The 23,388-nt window shown below is 49.8% G+C and carries 23 protein-coding genes, 1 pseudogene and 1 riboswitch; all 24 genes and pseudogenes read left to right on the forward strand.

Features of this window, described 5'->3' with window-relative positions; all coding sequences use genetic code 11:
• Positions 1–192, forward strand: a 192-nt coding sequence (locus FGS84_RS31260) for a hypothetical protein (protein ID WP_207671138.1), incomplete at its 5' end; no start/stop codon positions are given.
• Positions 176–1,063 carry a 16S rRNA (adenine(1518)-N(6)/adenine(1519)-N(6))-dimethyltransferase RsmA gene (rsmA, locus tag FGS84_RS23605; protein ID WP_138310772.1) on the forward strand — a complete coding sequence of 296 codons (888 nt, stop codon included), beginning with the start codon at positions 176–178 and terminating at the stop codon, positions 1,061–1,063. The genes FGS84_RS31260 and rsmA, both read left to right, overlap by 17 nt.
• A 128-nt stretch (positions 1,064–1,191) precedes the next feature.
• Positions 1,192–2,976, forward strand: coding sequence for an oleate hydratase (locus FGS84_RS23610; RefSeq protein WP_138310773.1), 1,785 nt, complete (start codon positions 1,192–1,194; stop codon positions 2,974–2,976).
• Between the two features lie 108 nt (positions 2,977–3,084).
• Positions 3,085–3,483, forward strand: a complete 399-nt coding sequence (locus FGS84_RS23615; protein WP_138310774.1) for a zinc ribbon domain-containing protein — start codon at positions 3,085–3,087, stop codon at positions 3,481–3,483.
• A 371-nt stretch (positions 3,484–3,854) separates the two neighbouring features.
• Complete coding sequence (locus FGS84_RS23620; RefSeq protein ID WP_138310775.1) at positions 3,855–4,361, forward strand: hypothetical protein; 507 nt, start codon at positions 3,855–3,857, stop codon at positions 4,359–4,361.
• A 276-nt stretch (positions 4,362–4,637) separates the two neighbouring features.
• Positions 4,638–4,808, forward strand: a pseudogene (locus FGS84_RS23625) (extracellular solute-binding protein); the annotation flags it as partial.
• A gap of 171 nt (positions 4,809–4,979) precedes the next feature.
• Positions 4,980–5,720, forward strand: a complete 741-nt coding sequence (locus tag FGS84_RS23635; RefSeq protein WP_138310776.1) for a glycerophosphodiester phosphodiesterase — start codon at positions 4,980–4,982, stop codon at positions 5,718–5,720.
• Between the two features lie 28 nt (positions 5,721–5,748).
• Positions 5,749–6,600 (forward strand): Cof-type HAD-IIB family hydrolase, encoded by an 852-nt coding sequence (locus FGS84_RS23640; protein WP_138310874.1) that lies wholly within the window; start codon positions 5,749–5,751, stop codon positions 6,598–6,600.
• Between the two features lie 286 nt (positions 6,601–6,886).
• Complete coding sequence (locus FGS84_RS23645) at positions 6,887–7,303, forward strand: Uma2 family endonuclease (protein WP_243130053.1); 417 nt, start codon at positions 6,887–6,889, stop codon at positions 7,301–7,303.
• Between the two features lie 17 nt (positions 7,304–7,320).
• Positions 7,321–7,430, forward strand: a riboswitch (TPP riboswitch).
• Between the two features lie 217 nt (positions 7,431–7,647).
• On the forward strand, positions 7,648–8,184 hold the full coding sequence (thiW, locus tag FGS84_RS23650) for an energy coupling factor transporter S component ThiW (RefSeq protein ID WP_138310778.1): 537 nt from the start codon (positions 7,648–7,650) through the stop codon (positions 8,182–8,184).
• Between the two features lie 17 nt (positions 8,185–8,201).
• Positions 8,202–9,044, forward strand: coding sequence for a hydroxyethylthiazole kinase (thiM, locus tag FGS84_RS23655; protein ID WP_138310779.1), 843 nt, complete (start codon positions 8,202–8,204; stop codon positions 9,042–9,044).
• Positions 9,031–9,717 (forward strand): thiamine phosphate synthase, encoded by a 687-nt coding sequence (gene thiE, locus FGS84_RS23660; RefSeq protein WP_138310780.1) that lies wholly within the window; start codon positions 9,031–9,033, stop codon positions 9,715–9,717. The genes thiM and thiE overlap by 14 nt, the downstream gene beginning before the upstream one ends.
• Positions 9,718–10,271: 554 nt before the next feature.
• Positions 10,272–11,858, forward strand: a complete 1,587-nt coding sequence (locus tag FGS84_RS23665) for a chorismate-binding protein (RefSeq protein WP_138310781.1) — start codon at positions 10,272–10,274, stop codon at positions 11,856–11,858.
• Positions 11,855–12,490, forward strand: a complete 636-nt coding sequence (locus FGS84_RS23670; RefSeq protein WP_138310782.1) for an aminodeoxychorismate/anthranilate synthase component II — start codon at positions 11,855–11,857, stop codon at positions 12,488–12,490. The genes FGS84_RS23665 and FGS84_RS23670 overlap by 4 nt, the downstream gene beginning before the upstream one ends.
• Positions 12,491–12,563: 73 nt before the next feature.
• Positions 12,564–13,598 carry an anthranilate phosphoribosyltransferase gene (trpD, locus tag FGS84_RS23675; RefSeq protein WP_138310783.1) on the forward strand — a complete coding sequence of 345 codons (1,035 nt, stop codon included), beginning with the start codon at positions 12,564–12,566 and terminating at the stop codon, positions 13,596–13,598.
• Complete coding sequence (gene trpC / locus FGS84_RS23680; protein WP_138310784.1) at positions 13,595–14,410, forward strand: indole-3-glycerol phosphate synthase TrpC; 816 nt, start codon at positions 13,595–13,597, stop codon at positions 14,408–14,410. The genes trpD and trpC overlap by 4 nt, the downstream gene beginning before the upstream one ends.
• Positions 14,411–14,492: 82 nt before the next feature.
• A complete protein-coding gene (locus FGS84_RS23685; protein WP_138310785.1) occupies positions 14,493–15,155 on the forward strand; it encodes a phosphoribosylanthranilate isomerase in 663 nt (220 codons plus the stop codon).
• 43 nt (positions 15,156–15,198) lie between these two features.
• A complete protein-coding gene (trpB, locus tag FGS84_RS23690) occupies positions 15,199–16,383 on the forward strand; it encodes a tryptophan synthase subunit beta (protein ID WP_138310786.1) in 1,185 nt (394 codons plus the stop codon).
• Complete coding sequence (gene trpA, locus FGS84_RS23695) at positions 16,376–17,149, forward strand: tryptophan synthase subunit alpha (RefSeq protein ID WP_138310787.1); 774 nt, start codon at positions 16,376–16,378, stop codon at positions 17,147–17,149. Before trpB ends, trpA begins: the two co-directional genes overlap by 8 nt.
• A 669-nt stretch (positions 17,150–17,818) precedes the next feature.
• Complete coding sequence (locus FGS84_RS23705) at positions 17,819–18,901, forward strand: ABC transporter substrate-binding protein (protein WP_138310788.1); 1,083 nt, start codon at positions 17,819–17,821, stop codon at positions 18,899–18,901.
• Positions 18,902–18,911: 10 nt separating this feature from the next.
• Positions 18,912–20,441, forward strand: coding sequence for a sugar ABC transporter ATP-binding protein (locus FGS84_RS23710; protein ID WP_330640710.1), 1,530 nt, complete (start codon positions 18,912–18,914; stop codon positions 20,439–20,441).
• Between the two features lie 16 nt (positions 20,442–20,457).
• Positions 20,458–21,438 (forward strand): ABC transporter permease, encoded by a 981-nt coding sequence (locus FGS84_RS23715; RefSeq protein ID WP_138310789.1) that lies wholly within the window; start codon positions 20,458–20,460, stop codon positions 21,436–21,438.
• Positions 21,414–22,391, forward strand: coding sequence for an ABC transporter permease (locus FGS84_RS23720; RefSeq protein WP_138310790.1), 978 nt, complete (start codon positions 21,414–21,416; stop codon positions 22,389–22,391). Before FGS84_RS23715 ends, FGS84_RS23720 begins: the two co-directional genes overlap by 25 nt.
• Positions 22,385–23,362, forward strand: coding sequence for a family 43 glycosylhydrolase (locus FGS84_RS23725; protein ID WP_138310791.1), 978 nt, complete (start codon positions 22,385–22,387; stop codon positions 23,360–23,362). Before FGS84_RS23720 ends, FGS84_RS23725 begins: the two co-directional genes overlap by 7 nt.
• The last annotated feature ends 26 nt before the right edge of the window (positions 23,363–23,388 follow it).

Here is a 23,388-nt window from a genome sequence, read left to right on the forward strand (position 1 = left end):
TCGAACCGATACCAGCTAATGTTTTATAAGGAATACCCAAAGTCCAGAAAGAACCTGTACGATATACAGCGCTTCTTTTTTTCCTGTTCTTTTGCCCAGGCATTGACTTTTGGACGGGAATCCATTACTCTTAAAAGAGGGCCGGATCCGGCCCGCAGAAAGGAAATTATCATACATGGCAACTTTGGGTAATCCGAAAAATACCATTGAAATCATACAGAAATACCAGTTCGCATTCCAGAAGAAATTCGGTCAGAATTTTCTTATTGATACCCATGTGCTGGACAAAATTATAAGCGCCGCAGGGATTACAGAGGCTGACTGTGTGCTGGAAATCGGACCAGGCATCGGTACCATGACCCAGTATCTGGCAGAACACGCAGGAAAAGTAGTGGCAGTTGAGATTGACACCAATCTTCTTCCCATATTGGACGAGACCTTAAAGGGCTATTCCAATGTGACTGTCATCAACAGTGATATCCTGAAGATAGACATGAACCGGCTGGTGGATGAGTATAATGATGGAAGGCCGATTAAGGTGGTGGCCAACCTGCCCTACTACATCACCACGCCCATTATCATGGGATTGTTTGAGAGCAATGTACCCATTGACAATATTACTGTCATGGTGCAGAAAGAAGTGGCGGACCGGATGCAGGTGGGGCCAGGCTCCAAGGACTATGGCGCCCTGTCCCTGGCGGTGCAGTATTATGCAAAGCCTTATATCGTGGCAAATGTACCGCCTAACTGTTTTATTCCGCGTCCCAATGTAGGTTCTGCAGTTATCCGCCTGACCAGGTATCAGGAACCGCCGGTGCAGGTGGACGAGCCGGGGGTCATGTTCCGCCTTATACGGGCTTCATTTAACCAGCGCAGGAAGACACTTCAGAACGGACTGAATAATTCACCGGAGGTTCCGTATACAAAGGAGCAGATTGCTGCTGCTATTGAGAGCCTGGGAGTTCCTGCCTCTGTCAGGGGGGAAGCACTGACACTGGAGCAGTTTGCCGGCCTGTCCAATTATTTTACCCGGACAGCGGGAAACGGGGCCTGCGGTTCATAATGTTATGCCAGGAGCACAAAAACGGGGGTCTGCTGTGTATTTCAGGCGGATAAAGGGAATAATCCTGGAAGGACAATTATCTGTATCATCAGAGAATTTATATATAAAACAGAAAGGAAGGTAAGTCGATGAACAAGAAAGTGGGTAAAATCCTGACAGCTGCGGCAGCAGGAGCAGCAGTGGGTGTGGCAGTGAAAAAGCTGCAGGACAGCCGGAAGGAAAAGGAAGATGAGAGGGTTGCCGCCATTGAGGAAGCGGTGATGAATAACCGGGATTACGGCGACAGGAAGGCGTATCTGGTGGGCGGCGGCCTGGCCACCATGGCAGCGGCGGCGTATCTGATTCGTGACTGCAAGTTTCCTGCCAACCAGATAACGGTTTACGAAGGTATGCACATACTTGGGGGAAGCAATGACGGCATTGGTACGCCGGAGCAGGGCTTTGTATGCCGCGGGGGACGTATGCTCAATGAGGAGACTTATGAGAACTTCTGGGAGCTCTTTCGTTCCATCCCATCCCTGCGCCAGCCCGGACACAGTGTGACGGAGGAGATTCTGGAGTTTGACCATGCCCATCCCACCTGCGCTAAGGCAAGACTGGTGGATAAGGACGGCAACATTTTGGATGTGAAATCCATGGGCTTTAACCAGGCTGACCGCATGGCCCTTCTGAAGCTGCTGATGACAGACGAGAAAAAGCTGGACAACCTGACCATTCAGGACTGGTTCAAGGAGACGCCCCATATTTTCGAGACTAATTTCTGGTATATGTGGCAGACTACTTTTGCGTTCCAGAAGTACAGCAGCCTGTTTGAATTCAGACGGTATATGAACCGCATGATTTTTGAGTTCAGCCGTATCGAGACACTGGAGGGAGTTACCAGGACGCCGTTAAACCAGTACGACAGCGTGATTCGCCCTCTGGAGACCTATCTGAGAAAGGCAGGGGTCAATTTCCGTGAGAACTGTGAAGTGACGGATATAGATTTCACGGACGGACCTGGAATTACGGTGAAAACCCTGTATCTGAAGAAGAAAGTGGAGAGTACAGAGGACTCAGGTGAGGATGCAGACGGGCCGGCTGAGGTTTCTTATGTGACCGAGGAGGTCCAGTTAAACAAGAGTGATATCTGCATTATGACCAATGCGTGTATGACGGACAGCGCTACCCTGGGAAGCCTTTACAAACCAGCACCTGCTCCTGAGAAGAAGCCAATCAGCGGAGAACTCTGGACCAAGGTGGCCGGGAAGAAGCCGGGGCTGGGGAATCCGGAGCCATTCTTTACCAAGCCTGAGGAGACTAACTGGCTCAGCTTTACCGTTACCTGCCGGGGCGATGATATCTTAAAGACCATTGAGAACTTTACCGGCAATGTGCCCGGCAGCGGCGCCCTTATGACCTTTAAGGATTCCAGCTGGCTTATGAGCAGCGTGGTTGCGGCACAGCCTCATTTTGTGAACCAGCCGGCAGACCAGACTATATTCTGGGGATATGGACTGCACACAGAAGCCATTGGCGATTATGTAAAGAAGCCAATGAAGGATTGTACGGGACAGGAGCTGTTAAATGAATATCTCCATCATCTGCATATTCCGGAGGACAGGATTGCAGAGCTGATGAAGACGGTTATCAATGTAATTCCATGCTATATGCCTTATGTGGATGCACAGTTTGAACCGCGCAAGATGAGCGACAGGCCGCCGGTGATTCCGGCAGGCTCCACCAACTTCGCAATGGTGAGCCAGTTTGTGGAGATACCGGAGGACATGGTATTTACCGAGGAATACTCAGTACGCGCGGCACGCATTGCGGTGTACGGCCTTATGGATGTGAAGAAGAAGATTTGTCCGGTGACGCCTTACAACAGGCAGCCTAAGATACTTCTGAAGGCACTTAAGAAATCTTATCTGTAGCAGGGGATATACTCTGCCGTATGGTTTTTAATATTGGGCCGGCTTTTGCCGGCCCGGACTTTTGGAATACATACAAGCGCAATATAGGCAGGATAGGAGATAAATTTAATGATATTCATAGGAGGAATCAGCCAGGGCCAGAAAATACTGGATTATGTGAAGACTGTCATATGTGACCGGTGCGGCGGATACGGGCGTTACCAGGTATTTATGACCTATATGTATTTCAGCTTTTTCTTTATTCCCCTGTTTAAATGGAATAAAAAGTTCTATGTTAAAATGTCCTGCTGCGATGCTGTTTACGAGCTGGACCCGGAGGTGGGAAAAGCGCTGCTTCACGGGCAGCAGGTGGACATAAGAAGTTCCGACCTGACCCTGGTACAGGAGGGGAACCGCCGGGGCTATTATGACAGCGGGGCTTATAAGACCTGGAGAAAATGCAGCAATTGCGGATATGAGACGGAAGAAGAGTTTGAATACTGTCCTAAATGCGGCAGGAAACTGTGATGGAGTGGGATGTGCAGCCGGAGGCAAGGTGCATATCCCATTCACGGTTTCCTGCCGTCTGCATTAGAGCGTGTTGGAAAATTGCGTTCCGTCAGATGGGCGTTGCGGTTGGAGGGGCATATGGCTGGCCGTTTAAACCATTTAGGTCCTTTGGCAGATTTCTGATGGTATCCGCATGTCCGCAAATGAAATATGCGGTTTTGTATATCACGGGATAATGAACCAGGAATAATATAATTTTTGAAATTCAATCTGGAAATAGACCCTCCGGGATAGTATAATAGAGTTAGCCTTTACGGTGCATCTGATATTTGGAGAGGTGTTGGATGCTGCAATGGATATCGTCATTGCATAAGAGAAAGGATGAGGAAATGACAGAAAATCAGAAAATGGATTTGATTCTTCAGAAGTTAGGGGGAATCGAGGGCGGTCTTGTCTCGGTAGGTGAGGATGTGCAGTCGCTGCAGGGGGATATGCAGGTGCTGAAAGGAGACGTGCAGGTACTCAAAGGAGATGTGCAGGAACTGAAAGGTGACGTGCAGGTACTCAAAGAAGATGTGCAGGTGCTGAAAGGTGACGTGCAGGTACTCAAAGGAGACGTGCAGGAACTGAAAGAGGACGTGCAGGAACTGAAAGAGGACGTGCAGGAACTGAAAGAAGACGTGCAGGTACTGAAAGAAAGGGTTACAAACATAGAGATTACATTAGAAAATGAGACGAACAGGAACATCCAGCTGATTGCAGAGGGACATTTGAACCTGGACCGAAAGCTGGATGAGGCTTTAAAGGAATTGCATCCTAATATGATGTACCATTTAAAGGTAAACCACCTTGATGGAGAAGTCACGAAGATGAAGCGCATTCTGAATATGGCATAAAACTATTTTCCGGATTTTAATTCAATAATCCAAAGTAATCAAGAGGATTTTGCAAGGCAGACAACAGCTGCGTTGCAGAATCCTTTTTGTATTTTCAGCATTCAATATAAGCCGAATCCATTATTCCATATATGAACAACCAGTAAGATTTATTGGTTTTACCTCCATTTTACGCGAACCTGCTTTTGGATTTTACCTGGATAATTTAGAATCTATAGGTAGATTTGCAGGAGAGAAAGGGACGGACGAGGGAGGCAGCCCGAATCCTGGAAATAGGACTTAATTGATGCGGACGGATGGGATAAAACACAGATTGAACCTAACATTGCTGCGTATTATACTGTAGGTGATACATTATATTCCATGCCCTTTAACTCTTCCACGCCCCTCCTTTACTACAACAAGGATATGTTTGAAAAGGCGGGCATCATGCAGGCGCCCTGCTCAGTGTATTCCCTGAGGCCAGGCAGGTGGTTGAGACGGAGATAGAGAACATGCTCAACAATGGAGTAAGCCCGGAGGAGACTGCTTCCAAGATGGCGCAGCAGATTAATAAGGCAATTGAGGAATATAACCTGCTCAATGAATGATAATTATGGATTGGAGGGTATACTGAGTATGAAGACACAGGTTTGGGCCCACAGAGGCGCTTCGGCTTATGCGCCGGAAAATACGCTGGAGGCATTCCGGCTGGCGGCGGAAATGGGGGCTGACGGCGTGGAGCTGGATGTACAGTTAAGCAGGGATAAAGAGCTGGTAGTGGCCCATGATGAGACCATAGACAGGGTGAGCAGCGGCACGGGGTATATAAAGGATTATACCCTGGCCCAGCTTAAGGGGTTTTCTTTTAACAGACTGTTTCCGGCATTTAAAGATGCCCGGATTCCCACGCTTAAGGAAGTCTATGAACTGTTAAAGCCCACAGGGCTGACCGTGAATGTGGAGCTTAAAACCGGCATCATACTCTACCCTGAGATAGAGAAAAAGGTACTGGCGCTCACTGCGTTCATGGGGATGGAGGACAGGGTGATTTATTCATCCTTCTGCCATCCCAGCCTGGTAAAAATTAAGGAGTTGGACGGTAACAGCAGGACGGGCCTCCTATACTCGGACGGCTGGATTGACGCCGCGTCCTATGGACGTCATACGGTTGGGGCGGACGCCCTGCATCCGGCCCTGTATCACCTGCAGGATTTATCACTTATACCGGATGCCAGAAGGCAGGGGCTGGCAGTGAATGTATGGACGGTGAATGAAGAGCAGCATATGGAAATGCTGGTGCAGCAGGGAGTGGATGCCATCATTACCAACCGGCCGGACCTGTGCAGAAGTGTGGTTGACAGGTATACGCAGCTATGACAGAATATTTGACAGAAGGCAGGAATATATGATTAAACTGGTTGCACTTGATATGGATGGCACCCTTCTGCGCCCTGACGGGCATATTTCAGAGAGGAATGTGCGTGCACTGAAAGGGCTTATAAGTACGGGAGCCGAGTTTTTGATTTGTACGGGACGCAGTTATATAGATGCACTGGAACCCCTTAAGGAGGCCGGACTCAGGGCGCCTGTGGTGTGCATGAATGGAGCTGCTGTGTATGATTGGAACGGAAGGCTTATGGATGAAATACGGCTTTCTGAGGAACAGGTCAGAGGAATTCTGGAATGCTGCCAAAAGGAGGACATCATCTTTGATTTCATGACGGACAAAGGCAGTTACACCACGGCAGATGAGGCGCAGTTCCGGGCATGCTTTGAGAGGAACGTACTGCTTCCCATGGCGGAGTTTACCTATGAGGGAGTGCGGGACCGGTTTTCTTTTGCGGAGGAAAAGCAGCTTTTTGAAATGGGACTGGCATTTTATAAAATATCGGTCATCCATGAGTCCCGGAAGGTCCTGGGCAGAATCAAGGAGAAGCTGTCAGGTATACCGGACCTGGCGGTTGCGTCCTCCTTTGCCACCAATCTGGAGCTGACCCACAGCTGTGCCCAGAAGGGCAGGGCCCTGGCATTTTATGCGTCGGCCAGGGGTGTGGGACCGGACGAAATCATGGCCGTAGGAGACAGTGAGAATGATTATTCCATGCTGTCCATGGATATAAAATATACGGTTGCAATGGGAAATGCCATGGAGAGCATCAAACGTATTGCCAAATGCCAGACCCGTTCCAATATTCAGGATGGGGTAGCCTATGCCATAGAGACACTGGTGCTTACCAGGGAGGCCAGGGCATACTAAGCGATTTACAGGTTCAGTAAAGAAAATAGTTCACAGGTAATAAGTATAGAGTCCGCAGGTTCTGCCCATAACGTCCGCAGGCGCAGAACCCGGCCGGAAAAGTCCGGCCCCAGGCTCTTTTTTAATTGCATTTGGCAGGTAATCATGATATTATGGGTATACTTCAGCGGAGGTTCCTCCGCAAAAGGTCTTAGTGCTTGCCCGGCAGTTCGCCGGAATTTTCAGCGGTGTTATGGTGCAATATCTTTTTTGGGATGTGGGGACAGGGGGAATGTCTATTGTATGTGTGACAGAAGTTCATGCTGTTGTCATTTTAGAGAGGGATGATTACAATTATTTCCTGCCCGGTCTGATAGCGGTGTGTGATGGGAACAAAATAAAAAAGAACGGATACCACGGCGCCCCGGACCTGGTGGCGGAGGTTGTGTCAATAAGCAGCAGGAGCCTGGATTATATCAGGAAACCGGTGAAATATGAGCAGGCTGGGGTCAGGGAGTACTGGATTGTGGACCCGCTGAGAAATGTGGTTATGGTTTATGATTTTGAGGCCGTTGGTGGGGGGGGGGGTAAATTCATTTGCACTGCCTCTCTCCCGCCAGTCATGTCTGTTATCATCCGGCTGATATATGCTTCGTCTATATGTTGGTTCCGGTCTGCCCAGATTCAAAACCGGTTCAATCATTCATTACCGATTGACAAATAAATATTCCGGTGCTATGCTAGATGACAACAGGGAGCTTGTGAAGCAGGCTGAGAGGAAGTAATCAAACTTCGACCTATCGCACCTGATTTGGGTAATGCCAACGTAGGGAAATATGAGACATGTATGTGTATTGAATGCATAATTTAAGTCCATATCCTGCGCGGTATGGGCTTTTTTTGCGGCCTTTTGCGCAGCTTGGCCTTATTATGAAGATTCACTGTGCAGGTGATACGCCGCTTATACGGTCAATATGCTGCTGTGCAGGCAGAAGACCGCTGTACAGAAAATATGCCTCTTCACCAGGAAGATAGGCGGGCTCCGAGTAAAAACATGGAGGTATGACTATGAAAGTAAACATTAAGAAACTGGCGGTAAGCGCCATGCTGACAGCGGTGGCCGTATCCTTATCCGGCTTTTCCATTCCAATAGGGGCATCCAAATGTTTCCCGATTCAGCATCTTGCCAATGTATTGGCCGGCGTATTCCTTGGGCCGTGGTACGGTGTGGGTATGGCGTTCTGCACATCCTTTATCAGAAATCTGCTGGGAACAGGCAGTCTGCTGGCGTTTCCGGGCAGTATGGCAGGCGCATTTTTAGGAGGATATCTGTACCAGCGTTTCGGCAGGCTCACACTGGCTTATTTTGGGGAAGTGTTTGGCACCGGCATACTGGGAGGAATCCTCTGTTATCCGGTGGCAACACTGGTCATGGGGAAGGAAGCAGCTGTTTTTGCCTATGTAATCCCATTCCTTATGAGTACCATGTGCGGTACGGTCATTGCCGCGTTTCTGATTGGGGTGCTGTATAAATCCGGGGCATTTCAGTACATGAAGCGTATGCTGAATCTGGATGTACAGCCCGGCAAAGCCGTGGGAAGATAACATAAAAGGATAAAGTGATGATGCAGAGACAATGGATGAAGGACTTGAGGGAACGCTCTCCCAGGGTCCACTGTATAACAAATTACGTTACAGCGGGAGATGTGGCAAACCTGGTCCTGGCAGCAGGCGGCTCCCCTATTATGGCTCAGGGGCTCCATGAGGTGGAGGATGTTACCGCCATCTGCAGCAGCCTTGTCCTGAACCTGGGAACTCTGGATGAGAAGACCATACCAGCCATGGCGGCGGCGGGAAGGAAGGCTGCTGCCATGGGACACCCCATTATTCTGGACCCGGTAGGCGTCACTGCGTCGCGGTTCCGCAGACAGGCTGCCATTGATATCATCCGCCAGGCCCCGCCATCTGTCATCCGGGGAAATGAGGCGGAAATACGGGCCCTGAACCTGGAGCTGAGCGGTCATGAGGCGGGCAATACCTGCGGCGTGGATTCAGAGAACCAAGGCACGGTCCGGAGCCGTATGGAAATTGCCTGTTCCCTGAGGGACCTTACCGGAGCAATTGTGGTGATGACCGGAAAAGAGGATGTGGCTGCAGGAACAGAAAAAGAGTACATTGTCAGAAACGGTCATCCCTGGATGACCAGGATTACAGGCAGCGGCTGTATGCTGGACGGGCTTGTGGGGGCATTCTGCGGGCTGCATGGAGAACAGGGACAGGCAGGCTTGTTGGAGGAATCTGTGGTCATGGCACTCTGCGCTCACGGACTCTGCGGTGAACTGGCGGCCGGGGAGACCATGGAGCAGGGAGGCGGGACTGGTATGTTCCGCATGCACCTGATGGATAAAATGAGCCTTCTGGATGACGAGACATTGGAAAGAGGTAAAAAAATTGAAATTCGATAGGAAACATCTTTTAATTTATGCAGTAACCGATAAATCCTGGACCGGAAAATACTCCCTGGCGGAACAGGTGAGGGAGGCATTAGAGGGCGGTGCAACCATGGTCCAGTTCAGGGAAAAGGAACTGGACAAAGGCAATTTTGAGGAAGTGCTGGAAACTGCCTGCGCCATCCGCAAAATTACCGCAGAATATAACGTGCCTCTTATGATTGATGACAATCTGGAGCTGGCACTGGCCTGTCATGCAGACGGACTCCATGTGGGACAGGAAGATATGGAGGCATCTGAGGCCAGAAGGCTTCTGGGACCTGACCGTATACTGGGTGTTACGGCAAAGACAGTGGAACAGGCCAGAAAAGCACAGGCAGCAGGCGCGGATTATCTGGGAAGCGGGGCCATATTCGGAACCAATACAAAAGCAGATGCCCGCCCCATGACTATGGAGACCTTAAATGCAATCTGCGACAGTGTGGATATTCCTGTGGTGGCTATCGGGGGAATCTGCCTGGATAACATAGGCCGGCTGGCCGGCAGCCATGCCGCAGGAGCAGCCATTGTGTCAGGTATATTTGGGTCGCCCCATATACGGGAAACCACGGAAAAGCTGGTTAAGGCAATGGGGGAAATAGTCGGATTGTCCTCACCGGACAAGAGTAAGAAAATGGAAAATATTTAAAAACTTTGAAAAAAACCATTGACATTTGGAAATGAGCTGATTATAATAAGCTCAACATTCAACGAAACATATAAAACCGTTGAGTAGGAGTAAGTAAGATTGTAATTCCAGGCGCAGAGAGCTTCCGGCCGGTGTAAGGGAGCATTGGATTAGAGTCTGAATGGACCTGCGAGGGCAGCTGGAAACCAGAGGCATAGAGATAGGGCTGATGGGAGTATGGGCTGACGGGTATCCCACCGTTACCAGGGAGAACGCATGATGGTGCGTTGCAGAGCGGGCGTATTTTATTTCTTTGTTCGATGACACAGCATCAGGTTAAATTTAACTTGATGCTTTTTAATTTCCCATACCACAGGATGGCAGGGAATGCAGGTCACGGATAAGCGCCAACCAGGGTGGTACCGCAGAAGCCGGAAGAAGCTTTTGTCCCTGCTGATTACAGATGTAGTCGGCAGGGATAAGGGCTTCTTTTTTTATTGAATGTGATGCCCGGACCCGGAACTATTGAGAGGTTGAAAATAAACAGCCAGCATGAAGGAAAGGAGTTAACGTAAATGATAATCCCAGCTTGTGATGAAATCTTAAGCCTGTCAGGAGAATATGATATCATCCCCATATGCCGTGAGGTTTACGCGGATGTGGTGACGCCCATAACCCTGCTCAGACGTATAGCAGAACGGAGCAGCCGCTTTTATCTTCTGGAAAGCATAGAGGGCGGCGAAAAGTGGGGACGCTACTCCTTTCTTGGATATAATCCGGTGATGCGTGTTACCTGCCGCTGCGGTAAGGTGAAGATTGAGAGCAGTATCAGCCGGTTCCCGTCAGGGGAAATACAGACCGCCCGTCCCATGGATGTGCTTCGCGGGATATTGGCGCAGTACAGGGCGCCCAGGCTGAAAGGACAGCCGCCCTTTACCGGCGGATTTGTAGGGTATTTTGCATATGCCATGATTGAGTATGCAGAGCCAACCCTCCATATCAGCAGAGGCCAGGCCAATGATTTTGACCTGATGCTCTTTGACAAGGTTATTGCCTATGACCACCTGAAACAGAAGATACAGATTGTGGTTAACATGAAGACCGGCAGGACAGAAAACGCGGGAATAAAGGACCGGGAACACGGTGAGGGCCGGCAGCACTGTGAAGGACAGAACTACGGTGGAGGCCGGGGAAATGGGAACAAATCCGGCAGCCTGGAGTATCTGATGAAGGAATACGGAAGAGCCTGTGAGGAAATACAGGAAATGGCCTCTCTTATCAATGACACGGCGCCTCTTAAACGGCTGTCCTCACCGGAAAAACCATCCTTTTCCTGCAGCGTTTCCAAAGAAGCGTTCTGCAGCACGGTGGAAAAGACAAAGGAGTTTATTTTGGACGGGGATATCTTTCAGGCAGTTATATCCAGACAGTTTACCAGCTCCTATGAGGGCAGCCTGCTGAATGCCTACCGGGTTCTCAGAACCACGAACCCATCCCCTTACATGGTTTACATGAACATAGACCAGGATGAAATCATCAGTACCTCCCCGGAGACCCTGGTACGCCTTGAAAACGGGCGTCTCACCACGTTCCCGGTAGCTGGTTCCAGGCCCAGGGGTGCAACGGATGAGGAGGACAAAAGGCTGGAGGAAGAGCTTCTGGCAGATGAAAAGGAGCTTTCCGAGCACAATATGCTGGTGGATTTGGGACGGAATGATATTGGACGCATTGCAGAGTTCGGGTCCGTGGAGGTGACGGAGTACAAGATGATACACAGGTATTCCAAAATCATGCATATCTGTTCCCAGGTGGAAGGAAATATAAAACCCGGACTGGACGGCTGTTCGGCGGTGGAGGCCCTGCTTCCGGCAGGCACACTTTCGGGTGCTCCCAAGATACGGGCATGTGAGATTATAGAAAAATTGGAGTCTGTTCCCCGGGGGATATACGGCGGGGCTCTGGGATACCTGGATTTTACAGGAAACCTGGATACATGCATCGCCATACGGATGGCAGTAAAACAGGCAGGAAAGGTCACGGTTCAGGCAGGAGGCGGAATTGTGGCGGACAGTGTGCCGGAGCTGGAATATGAGGAATCGGAAAACAAAGCAAAGGCCGTCATTCAGGCCATCCTTCGGGCAGGGGAGGTGGATGACAGATGATTGTATTGATTGATAATTATGACAGCTTTTCCTATAACCTGGTACAGATGATTGGAAGCATTGAGCCGGATATACAGGTGGTCCGCAATGACCAGGTTACGGTGAAAGATATAGAGAACATGAAACCAAGCCACCTGATTCTGTCGCCCGGACCAGGATATCCGCGGGATGCAGGCATTCTGGAGGAGGCAGTCATAAAGCTGAAGGGAAAAATGCCGATTCTGGGCGTGTGCCTGGGACATCAGGGAATATGCGAGGCATTCGGCGGAACCATTGCCCATGCAAAGAAGCTGATGCACGGCAAACAGAGCAATATCCGGCTGGACTGTCATATAAAGGAAGATAACACTCCGGGCAAGGCAGATGCATCCGGAAGGACAGGATACGGATGCCGGCTGTTTGAGGGACTGCCGTCCGTTATACCGGCAGCCAGGTACCATTCCCTGTCCGCGGTTTTGGATAGCCTGCCGGAGGAGCTGGAAGTGGTGGCCAGGGATTGCATGGAGGGGGAGGTCATGGCGGTGCAGCACAGGGATTATCCTGTATATGGGCTGCAGTTCCACCCCGAATCCATATTGACGCCGGATGGAAGGAAGATACTGGAGAATTTTTTGAATATCAGAGCAATGTAACGGAATGTGGCCTGTGAAAACCAGAACAGAGCAGGAATATAATATCAGGGTTTAAGTAAAAAGGAGAATGACTATGATACAAAAAGCAATTCACCAATTGGTAGAAAATAAAAATCTGGATTTTGATACAACAAAGGAAGTCATGGACGAAATCATGAGCGGAAACGCCACCCAGGCACAGATATCCTCGTTCCTCACAGCACTGAGGATGAAGGGTGAAACCATTGATGAGATTACGGCCTGCGCAACTGTTATGCGGGATAAGGCGGTAAAGCTGTCGCCTCCCTTTGCGGTCATGGACATAGTGGGAACAGGCGGGGACGAGGTGGGAACCTTTAATATTTCCACCACCAGCGCATTTGTGGCGGCGGCCGGAGGCATACGGGTGGCAAAGCACGGCAACCGCAGCGTATCCAGCAAGAGCGGGGCTGCAGACGTACTGGAGCGGCTGGGAGCAGAGCTGTCGCTGACGGCGGAACAGGCAGAGACTGTCCTGGAGGACACCGGTATGTGCTTCCTGTTTGCGCCGGCGTACCATTCTTCCATGAAATATGCGGCCCCTGTGAGGAAGGAAATCGGAATCAGAAGCATTTTTAACATCCTGGGCCCCCTGTCCAATCCGGCAGGAGCATCCATGCAGCTCTTAGGCGTGTACAGCCGTGATTTGGTGGAACCGCTGGCGCAGGTGCTGGCCAACCTGGGAGTTACCAGGGGAATGGTGGTATGCGGGGGAGACGGACTGGATGAGGCAACGCTGACCGGTCCCACCCACGTATGTGAAATCCGTTACGGAAAACTTACGGCCTATGATATGACACCTGAGGAACTGGGCTTAACCGTATGCAGCCTGGATGAACTTATAGGAGGCACGCCTGAGGAAAATGCGGAGATAACAAAGAACATTTTATCCGGCAGCCTGAAAGGACCAAAGAGAGACGTGGTGGTTCTGAATGCGGCCATCAGCTTATATCTGGGAATTGATGACTGCACAGTGAAGGACTGTGTGAAAAAGGCCCGGGACATCATTGATTCCGGAGCAGCCATGGCCAAGATGGAGGAGTTCATCCGGGCCACAAAGAAAGCAGCGGGAGAGGTAAAAGCATCATGATACTGGATACGATAGCCCTGTCCGCCAGGAAACGGGTGGAGCAGAAAAAACAGGTAAAACCACTGGAAGAAATGATGAAGGCAGCCTATGAGTGCAGGGAGAGGGAGGGCATTAACCGGGAGGATGGAGGGAATGAACCCCTTGCTTTTAAAGCAGCCCTGTCAAAACCAGGCATTTCCTTCATTTGCGAGGTCAAGAGGGCGTCGCCTTCAAAGGGACTGATTGCTCCGGATTTCCCTTATGTGGAAATAGCCAGGCAGTACCAGGAGGCTGGTGCGGATGCGGTATCCGTGTTGACGGAGCCGGAGTTCTTTTTAGGGGCTGACCGTTATCTGGAAGAAATCCGCAGGGAGACAGACCTGCCGCTGCTGCGGAAAGATTTTACTGTGGATGAGTACCAGATTTATGAGGCAAAGGTGCTGGGCGCATCCGCTGTTCTGCTGATTTGCTCCCTTTTGGACATGAAGCGGCTGAAACGGTATATGGGCATTTGCGGCAGTCTGGGGCTAAGTTCACTGGTGGAAGCCCATACCGACGGGGAGGTGGCCATGGCGGCGGAGGCAGGGGCCGGTATGATTGGAATCAATAACCGAAACCTGGGGACCTTTGAGGTGGATTTCACAAACGCACTCAGGCTCAGGAGACTGGTGGACCGCGGCACCATATTTGTGGCGGAGAGCGGAATCAGAACGCCTGAGGATATAGAGCTTCTGGCAGAGAACCAGGTGGATGCGGTTCTTGTGGGAGAAACCCTGATGCGGGCAGCAGACAAAAAGAGTGCCCTGCGGGAACTTAAGTCACGGATTGGGTAGAGACATACATGTGCAGGGACCGACATGTGCAGGTACAAAGATGTGCGGCACAGATATAGGAAATAATGCAGGGGGATGGATTATGAAAACATGCAGGCTTAAGATTTGCGGTCTCAGCCGGTTTGGAGATATCCTGGCGGCCAATGAGATTCAGCCGGATTATATCGGCTTTGTATTTGCCGAGAGCAGCCGCAGGGTTACGCCTGATAAGGCAGCCCAGTTAAGACAGGTTCTGGATAAGAGAATCCGGGCCGTGGGCGTATTTGTCAATGCATCCATGGAGGAAATACTGGAGCTCGCCGGGAACCAGGGGACCGGCAGGGTGATTGATTTGATACAGCTCCATGGAGACGAGGATGAGGCTTACATCAGACAGCTGAAGCAGCACACCGTACTGCCGGTTATCAAGGCAATACGGGTCAGGAACAGGGAACAGATTTTAAAAGCCCAGGAGCTGCCCTGTGATTACCTTCTTCTGGACACGTATGCAAAGGGTAAGTACGGGGGCAGCGGCACCCAGTTTGACTGGGATATGATTCCCGGGCTTACAAAGCCTTATTTCCTGGCAGGAGGCATACATCTGGGCAATATAAGGCAGGCAGCGGCCCACGGACCCTACTGCATTGATGTCAGCAGCGCGGTGGAAACAGGGGGCAGGAAGGACCGGAGAAAGATGGAGGAGCTGGCCCAGGTCCTGCGGGGGCAGACGCAGAGCCCGGACTGTCCGCTTAATAGCTGCATTTAACATGACTGTATAAAGAAATTGTATCAGAAAAGGAGACACAGCAATGTCAAGAGGAAGATTTGGAATCCATGGCGGCCAGTTTATACCGGAAACACTGATGAGCGCTGTCGCGGAACTGGAAGAGGCATATGAGTACTATAAAAAGGAGCCGCAGTTCATGGCCGAGTTAAAGTATCTGCTGGAGGAATACACCGGCCGTCCTTCGCGCCTCTATTATGCGGAGAAGATGACAAAGGACCTGGGCGGAGCAAGGATTTATCTCAAAAGGGAGGACTTAAACCACACAGGTTCCCACAAAATCAACAATGCGCTGGGGCAGGTTCTTCTGGCAAAGAAAATGGGAAAGACCAGGGTCATTGCAGAGACAGGGGCCGGACAGCACGGCGTGGCAACAGCCACGGCAGCAGCCCTTTTGGGACTGGAATGCGAGGTCTATATGGGAAAGGAGGATACGGACCGCCAGGCGCTCAATGTATACCGCATGGAGCTGTTGGGGGCAAAGGTACACCCGGTGACCAGCGGGACGCAGACATTAAAGGATGCTGTCAATGAGACACTCAGGGAGTGGACCAACCGCATTGCGGATACACATTATGTTATTGGCTCTGTCATGGGCCCCCACCCATTTCCCATGATGGTAAGGGATTTCCAGAGCGTAATCAGCAGGGAAATCAAGGAACAGCTTATGGAAAAGGAGGGAAAGCTTCCGGATATGGTTATTGCCTGTGTGGGAGGCGGAAGCAATGCAATGGGAGCTTTCTATGAATTCATCCATGAAAAGGACGTGAAGCTGGTAGGATGTGAGGCGGCAGGACTGGGCGTGGAGACTGAGCAGACTGCAGCCACCATAGCCACGGGCAGGGTCGGCATTTTTCATGGCATGAAATCTTATTTCTGTCAGGACGAATACGGACAGATTGCACCGGTGTACTCCATATCCGCCGGGCTGGATTATCCGGGCATTGGACCGGAGCACGCGCAGCTCCATGACAGCGGCAGGGCCCAGTATGTGCCTGTGACGGATGATGAGGCAGTGGACTCATTTGAATATCTGTCGCGTATGGAAGGAATCATCCCGGCAGTGGAGAGCGCTCATGCAGTGGCCTATGCCAGGAAGGTGGCAGGCTCAATGGATAAGGACCAGATTATTGTTATCAATCTTTCCGGCAGGGGAGATAAGGACGTGGCTGCAATTGCCAGATATAAGGGGGTAGAGCTCTATGAATAGGATACAGCAGGTTTTTGAGAATAAAAAGGCATTCATACCTTTCATAACAGCAGGCGACCCGGACCTGTCAGTGACAGAGGCGCTTGTGCCTGCCATGGCAGAGGCCGGGGCGGATTTGATTGAGCTGGGAATACCCTTTTCCGACCCGGTGGCAGAGGGAATCGTCATTCAGGAGGCAGACCTTCGGGCACTGGCTTCAGGAACCACCACGGACAAGATATTTGATACAGTGCGCCGGATTCGCCAAAAGACAGATGTGCCGCTGGCGTTCATGACCTATATCAACCCGGTGTTTGCATATGGCGTGGATAAGTTTATGAAAAATGCCTCTGATTGTGGAATAGACGCCCTGATTGTGCCGGATATGCCCTTTGAAGAACGGGAGGAACTGCTGCCGGCTTGTAAAAAGTATGATATGACCCTGATTTATCTGGTGGCGCCCACCTCCAGGGAGCGGGCCCAGGCCATTGCCAGGGAATCCCATGGGTTTGTATACTGCGTGTCATCCCTTGGAGTTACCGGTGTCCGAAGCGAGATTACCACCAACATTAAGGAAATGGTGGACACTGTAAAGCAGGGAAAAAATGTACCCTGTGCCATTGGATTCGGCATCTCTACCCCGGAGCAGGCCGGCAAAATGGCTTCCCAGGCAGACGGAGTCATTGTCGGAAGCGCCATTGTTAAGCTGGTGGCCAGGTACGGTGTAAACTGTGTGGAACCTGTCTGCAATTATGTGAAGCAGATGAAGGCCGCAGTGGGGGTATAGATGGGCAGGAGATGAAAGGGGGAGGAAAGGGGCTGGGCGGAAGATTCTGAAGAGCGGATATACTGCAAGGCGGATATACCTAAGACTCCCTTTCCTTCGGGCCTTATAACAGCCGGCATTTACCACCTGTGTACAGATTTAAATGAAGTTCAGCCTTCTGGCTTCCGTATGAACAGCCTTTCTGATTAGGCTGTTTTTTCCATGAAATGAAGGGATGCTTAAATTCAGGGGGAATTTTGTGCTATAATCGGATAAAGCACACAACTGCCGGAAGGGAGTTCGTATTATTGCAACTTTCGGCGTAAGCCATCATATTGAAGATGACAGGATTGAGGCAGCGGCAGAGCCCTGTCCCAACCGCTGGACCCACCATGTAATTGCCAGGAGTGTGGCCGAGATAGATGACAAGCTGATGGGGCGGATTAGGAAGGCTTATGAGTTTGCGTTGGTTAAATAGGATACAGTGTAATTATGGAAAATTAAAGTATGGAAGTGATATGCGGTTTGTCCGGCAAGGACAGCCGCATATCTGCGTTTTTGCCGAAAGTGAGGGGGTGTATGTCCCAAAGAAAACAAAAGTTTTCAAAAGATAATTAATTTAACTGTAAATAATAAAAATCTATAATGAATATACCAGAAAACAGTCAGAAACATAGAAGGAGGAAAGATATGAGAAGAAAAGGCCTATGTATGGCAGCGTTATTATTGGCAGCAGCAATGTTATGCTCAGGGTGTTCAACAGATGCGTCTCCATCCGGCAATACGACGGCAGGGCAGCAGTCCAGCTCATCCCAGACTGAAGCGCCTGTAAAGGAGGAAACGGTTGCCGGCAGCGAAAAAGAAACGTCTTCCCAGGACGGCGGAGGAAAAGCAGTGAATGCGTCTGATTATCTGATTGGATATTCACAGCTGGCAAATACAGGCACATACCGGATTGCCGAGACTAACAGCATGAAGGATGAGGCGGAGAAGCGGGGGTTTAAGCTGATTGTCACGGATGCCCAGGATAATACGGCTAAACAGGTATCTGATGTGGAAGACCTGATTGCCCAGAACATTGACTTGCTCATACTGTCTCCCAGGGAGTTTGAGGGATTAGAGACAGCATTGCAGACAGCCAAAGAGAATTCTGTCCCGGTAATACTGGTAGACAGGCTTGCCAAGGGCGAGCCAGGAGTGGATTATGTAACCTATATTGCCACGGATTTTGTATGGGAAGGACAGGCAGCAGGCGAATGGCTTAAGGAAAAGACCGGGGGAACCTGCAATATCATTGAGCTTACAGGAACAGTGGGGTCTTCTTCTGCCCAGGACAGGGCTACAGGGTTCGCAGGTGTGGTGAATCAGAATGAGGGAATGAAGATTATCGCATCACAGACAGGAAATTTTGAACGGTCTGAAGGACAGAAGGTTATGGAGAATCTGCTGCAGGCCCATGGCGGTGAGGTGGATGCAGTATTCTGCCACAATGACCAGATGGCTCTGGGGGCTGTGCAGGCCATTAAGGCAGCGGGCTATAAGCCAAATGAGGATATTCTGGTAATAGGAATAGACGGGGAAATGGATTCATTTAAATCTGTCATAGCCGGTGAGATGTCGGCAACTGTTGTCAGCAGTCCCATGTATGGGCCTATTACCTTTGACACGGTAGAAAAAATCCTGGCAGGTCAGGAGGTTCCGGAGCAGACCATCATGGAAGGCGTGGTGGTGGATGCGGGAAATGCACAGGAAAATATGGACCTGGCATATTAAGCAGAGAGGTATGGGTGAAGGAACGGCCATGGAGAATCGGTATTTATTAGAGATGCAGAACATATCCAAAGGCTTCCCGGGTGTACAGGCAATCAAACAGGTGGATTTTAAGGTCGGATATGGAGAAGTACATGGACTGATGGGGGAAAATGGAGCAGGAAAATCCACCTTGATGAAGATTCTGAATGGTCTCTACAGCAGTGACAGCGGAAGGGTCCTGTTTGATGGGAAGACGGTTCATCCCCAGTCTTCCCTGGAGGCCCAGAAACTAGGTATCAGTACTATCTATCAGGAGTTGAATCTTATACCGGAACTGAGTATATGTGAAAATATATATATTGGCAGAGAGCCTATGGGAAAGTGGGGAATAGACTGGAAGGCGATGGAAAGAAATGCCAGGGAACTTCTGACAGGTATCGGCCTGGATTATGATGTAAAGCAGCCCCTCAGCATACAGGGAGCTGCTGTGGCACAGATGGTGGCAATTGCCAGGGCATTGGCCATTCAGTCTAAGCTGGTAGTGATGGATGAACCTACATCCTCCCTGGATAACCAGGAGGTTAAGATTCTGTTTCAGGTAATCCGGAGACTTAAGAGCCAGGGAGTATCCATTATTTTCATATCACATCGTTTAAATGAGGTCTATGAAATATGCGACAGGGTTACGATTTTGAAGGACGGTGTATGTGAAGGTGAGTATGGTATCAATGAGCTGGATGAGATATCCCTTGTCTCTAAAATGATTGGACAGAAGGTGGAAAACAGTGAATCGCGTTTACAGGATAATAATTATCACTGCGACAGCCAGCCAATCTGCGAGATGGAAAATATTACCAATAGCAAGCTGAAAGGGATATCGTTTAAAATGAACCCGGGAGAAGTATTGGGATTTGCCGGATTGCTTGGTTCCGGAAGGACAGAACTCATTAAGGTACTGTTCGGGGAGGATACGGATTATAGGGGAACCATTGTGATAGACAAAAGAAAAATCAGATTTAAAATGCCATCAGATGCCATCCGGCAGGGAATGGCGCTCTGCCCGGAGGACCGCAGAACCGAGGGAATCATACCAAACCTGTCGGTACGCGAGAATATATCCATTGTCCTTCTCCCGAAGCTGACCAGGATGGGAATTATATCAAGAAAAGCCCAAGAGAAAGTGGCAGCAGAGTTCATAAACAGGCTGGGCATCAAGACACCTGACATGGAACAGAAAGTCAGGAACTTAAGCGGCGGAAACCAGCAGAAGGTATTGCTGGCCAGATGGCTGTGTACCTCTCCCAGGCTGGTTATCATGGATGAGCCCACCAGAGGAATTGATGTGGGCGCAAAGGCGGAAATAGAAAAAATTGTGCGTGACCTGGCAAAGCAGGGAATGAGCGTTGTCATGATTTCATCGGAAATCAGCGAGGTGGTAAGGAACAGCAACCGGGTGATGGTGTTGAGGGATGGGCGTAAATTAGGTGAACTTACTGGCGGGGAAATCAGCCAGGAAGAAATCATGAAGAGGATAGCTGACAACAAAGTATTCAGTATGTGAGGATAAGAGGCGTGATATGAGTAAATTATTGAAAAAATACGGAGTATACCTGGCCCTCTTTGCAATGGTAGTGTTTAATAGTCTGGTTACCAGGAATTTCTTCAGCCTGAATACCTGCTGGAACATCATGATTCAGAGCACGACCGTAATGTTTGTCTCCCTTGGAATGACAGCGGCCATTGCTTCAGGCGGAATTGACATTTCCATTGGGCCCGTTATGGCCTTAAGCGCCATTGTGTTTGCCAGACTTTTAGACGTTTCGGTAATCGGTGCGTTTATAAGCGCGTTGGCGCTGGCTATTTTCTGCGGAGCAGTAAACGGGTTCATCATTGCCAGATTTTCCATACAGCCAATGATTGTTACCCTGGGAATGATGAACATGGTCCGGGGGTTTGCGGAACTGGTTAATGATGGAAGGACATATTCCTTTTCCCATCCAGTTATATCAAATCTTGGATTTTATAAGGTTTTTGGCTTAGTGCCAATCCAGGCCCTGTTTATAATAATGGCAGTTGGCGCCATGTACATATTGATGAAGCGGATGCGCTTCGGCGTTTATGTCGAAACCATAGGAGACAACCCGAAGGCAGCCAGGCTCTCGGGAATCAGGATTTCAGGCATGATGGTCCTTATTTATATGCTCAGTGGTTTTCTTGCCGGTGCAGCCGGATTGGTAGAGGCCCTGCGTATGTCCGCGGCAGACCCCATTAATTTTGGACTTCAGATTGAAGTGGATGCCATTGCCTCTACTGCAATCGGTGGTACCAATATGGCAGGGGGGAAAGCAAACCTGGCAGGAACCGTGGCCGGTGTGTTCATTATGCAGATAATAACAGTAATGGTGAATATGAACAATGTGCCGTATTCCTATTCTCTGGTCATCAAGACGCTGGTTGTCATCATTGCGGTCTGTGCCCAGAACGGAAAATTTACAAGATTGGCAGGATTTAGGAAGAGGACGGAGGTAAATACATGGGCGGTTCAAAAAAATATATAGTCTGGATACAGGAAAAGAGCGCGGTGGTTGTATTCCTGATGCTTTTCCTCATATCAGCCCTGCGGTATAAACAGTTCTTTACCCCCATCAATCTGGTAAATCTATTCAGGCAGTCCAGCATAATAGGAGTCATAGCTGTGGGGATGACATTTGTTATCATAACAGGGTGCATCGATTTGTCGGTAGGTTCCACTGTAGCTGTGTGCGGTATTCTGGCAGCACGGATGTGCTCGGTGAATATTGGGGCTGCCATTCTGGTTCCTCTGTGTGCGGGAGCACTGATTGGAATTATAAACGGGACCTTTGTAACCAAACTGGAAGTACCGCCCTGGATTACATCCCTGTCCATGATGATGTGCCTCAGAGGGATAGCCTACATCATGACCAATGAAAGCTCGGTGGATGTGGAAAAGGTTTCTCCGGCCTTTCAGATGATTGGAAGGGGAAAGATACTGGGGCTGCCGGTTCCCGGAATCCTGTTCCTTCTCTTTGTGCTGATTGGGGCCTACAGCCTTAAGTATACCAGATTTGGACGGAGCGTATATGCCACAGGAGGAAACAGGGAAGGAGCCAGGATGATGGGAATCCGGATTGACAGGACTATCATCCTATCATATATGCTGTGCGGCATCGGCGCTGCCATGTCAGGTCTGATTCTCGCCTCCAGGCTGGGGGCTGCCCAGTCTACGGCGGGAGAACTTTATGAGATGCAGGTTATTGCAGCAGTGGTCCTTGGCGGAACGCTTCTGACCGGAGGCATAGGCCATATGGCAGGCACGTTGTTTGGTGTGTTTACCATGAGCATGATAGCAAATATTTTTAATATGCAGGGAAATATCAGTACATGGTGGCAGAATGTAATCATGGGATTTCTTATTCTGGTGATTGTTATTATGCAGTCCGGACTGGAACAGATAAAAACGAAAAAGAGTGAGGAGGAAGCTATATGTTGAATTACAATCCATATACCGTTGGATGTCAGGCCGGGTGGAGGAAGTATGAGCACAACCCTGTTATTGGGGAAGACGGGGATTTTTGTTTCGACAATCATGTATTAAAAGCAGGAGACAAGCTGAGAATGTACTTTTCCTGGAGGACACATTACAGTATAGCATACACAGAAAGTGAGGATGGCCTTCATTGGGGGGAACGCCATGTGGTGTTAAGTCCCAGACCGGAGATTCCATGGGAGGAAGATTTAAACAGACCAGCCATTGATTACAGGGATGGAATGTTTCGTATGTGGTATTCCAGCCAGACAACCGGAGGATTTAATCAGAAAAAATGGGTGGACTCATATATGGAGGCATCTAAGGAGGATAAAGGCGGGTCTGTCATAGGGTATGCCTGGAGCAGGGATGGAATCAGTTGGGAAAGACTGGAAGAGCCGGTACTGGTACCAAATCAGACCTGGGAAAAGCGTTCCTTAATGTGCCCCACTGTTCTGTGGGACCAGGAGCGGAAAATATATAAGCTGTGGTATTGCGGAGGAGGGTGGTTTGAGCCGGATGCCATTGGCTATGCCGAGAGCCAGGATGGAATTGTGTGGGAAAAATGCGGAGGGAATCCGGTCTTTACGCCTGATAAAAAGAATCTTTGGGAACGGGCCCATGTGGCCGGCTGTCAGGTGATAGAAATGGATGGCTGGTATTATATGTTCTATATTGGTTATGAGGACTTGTTTAAAGCCAGAATCTGTCTGGCCAGGTCAAAGGACGGTGTAAGCGGATGGGAACGCCATCCCATGAACCCCATTATTTCGGCCGGACTGCCGGGGGCATGGGATTGTGAATCCATTTATAAGCCATTCCTGTATTATGATAAGGATTATGACAGGTGGCTGATGTACTTCAATGCCAGAACAGGAACCACAGAGCGCATAGGAATCGCAATACATGATGGACGGGACTTCTGGAATTGCTGATGGTTATATGGTGAACTGCATAAATT

Source organism: Clostridium sp. 1001271st1 H5 (assembly GCF_005845215.1).
Taxonomy (GTDB): domain Bacteria; phylum Bacillota; class Clostridia; order Lachnospirales; family Lachnospiraceae; genus Enterocloster.

What these genes read in the sequence shown, in the direction of transcription:
- trpB (WP_138310786.1), top strand. Translation starts at nt 15,199, where the DNA reads ATGTCAAGAGGAAGATTTGGAATCCATGGCGGCCAGTTTATACCGGAA.
- trpC (WP_138310784.1), top strand. Translation starts at nt 13,595, where the DNA reads ATGATACTGGATACGATAGCCCTGTCCGCCAGGAAACGGGTGGAGCAG.
- FGS84_RS23610 (WP_138310773.1), top strand. Translation starts at nt 1,192, where the DNA reads ATGAACAAGAAAGTGGGTAAAATCCTGACAGCTGCGGCAGCAGGAGCA.
- rsmA (WP_138310772.1), top strand. Translation starts at nt 176, where the DNA reads ATGGCAACTTTGGGTAATCCGAAAAATACCATTGAAATCATACAGAAA.
- FGS84_RS23715 (WP_138310789.1), top strand. Translation starts at nt 20,458, where the DNA reads ATGAGTAAATTATTGAAAAAATACGGAGTATACCTGGCCCTCTTTGCA.
- FGS84_RS23620 (WP_138310775.1), top strand. Translation starts at nt 3,855, where the DNA reads ATGACAGAAAATCAGAAAATGGATTTGATTCTTCAGAAGTTAGGGGGA.
- trpA (WP_138310787.1), top strand. Translation starts at nt 16,376, where the DNA reads ATGAATAGGATACAGCAGGTTTTTGAGAATAAAAAGGCATTCATACCT.
- thiW (WP_138310778.1), top strand. Translation starts at nt 7,648, where the DNA reads ATGAAAGTAAACATTAAGAAACTGGCGGTAAGCGCCATGCTGACAGCG.
- trpD (WP_138310783.1), top strand. Translation starts at nt 12,564, where the DNA reads ATGATACAAAAAGCAATTCACCAATTGGTAGAAAATAAAAATCTGGAT.
- FGS84_RS23635 (WP_138310776.1), top strand. Translation starts at nt 4,980, where the DNA reads ATGAAGACACAGGTTTGGGCCCACAGAGGCGCTTCGGCTTATGCGCCG.
- FGS84_RS23725 (WP_138310791.1), top strand. Translation starts at nt 22,385, where the DNA reads ATGTTGAATTACAATCCATATACCGTTGGATGTCAGGCCGGGTGGAGG.
- FGS84_RS23685 (WP_138310785.1), top strand. Translation starts at nt 14,493, where the DNA reads ATGAAAACATGCAGGCTTAAGATTTGCGGTCTCAGCCGGTTTGGAGAT.
- FGS84_RS23705 (WP_138310788.1), top strand. Translation starts at nt 17,819, where the DNA reads ATGAGAAGAAAAGGCCTATGTATGGCAGCGTTATTATTGGCAGCAGCA.
- FGS84_RS23615 (WP_138310774.1), top strand. Translation starts at nt 3,085, where the DNA reads ATGATATTCATAGGAGGAATCAGCCAGGGCCAGAAAATACTGGATTAT.
- FGS84_RS23670 (WP_138310782.1), top strand. Translation starts at nt 11,855, where the DNA reads ATGATTGTATTGATTGATAATTATGACAGCTTTTCCTATAACCTGGTA.
- FGS84_RS23665 (WP_138310781.1), top strand. Translation starts at nt 10,272, where the DNA reads ATGATAATCCCAGCTTGTGATGAAATCTTAAGCCTGTCAGGAGAATAT.
- FGS84_RS23710 (WP_330640710.1), top strand. Translation starts at nt 18,912, where the DNA reads ATGGGTGAAGGAACGGCCATGGAGAATCGGTATTTATTAGAGATGCAG.
- FGS84_RS23720 (WP_138310790.1), top strand. Translation starts at nt 21,414, where the DNA reads ATGGGCGGTTCAAAAAAATATATAGTCTGGATACAGGAAAAGAGCGCG.
- FGS84_RS23640 (WP_138310874.1), top strand. Translation starts at nt 5,749, where the DNA reads ATGATTAAACTGGTTGCACTTGATATGGATGGCACCCTTCTGCGCCCT.
- thiM (WP_138310779.1), top strand. Translation starts at nt 8,202, where the DNA reads ATGATGCAGAGACAATGGATGAAGGACTTGAGGGAACGCTCTCCCAGG.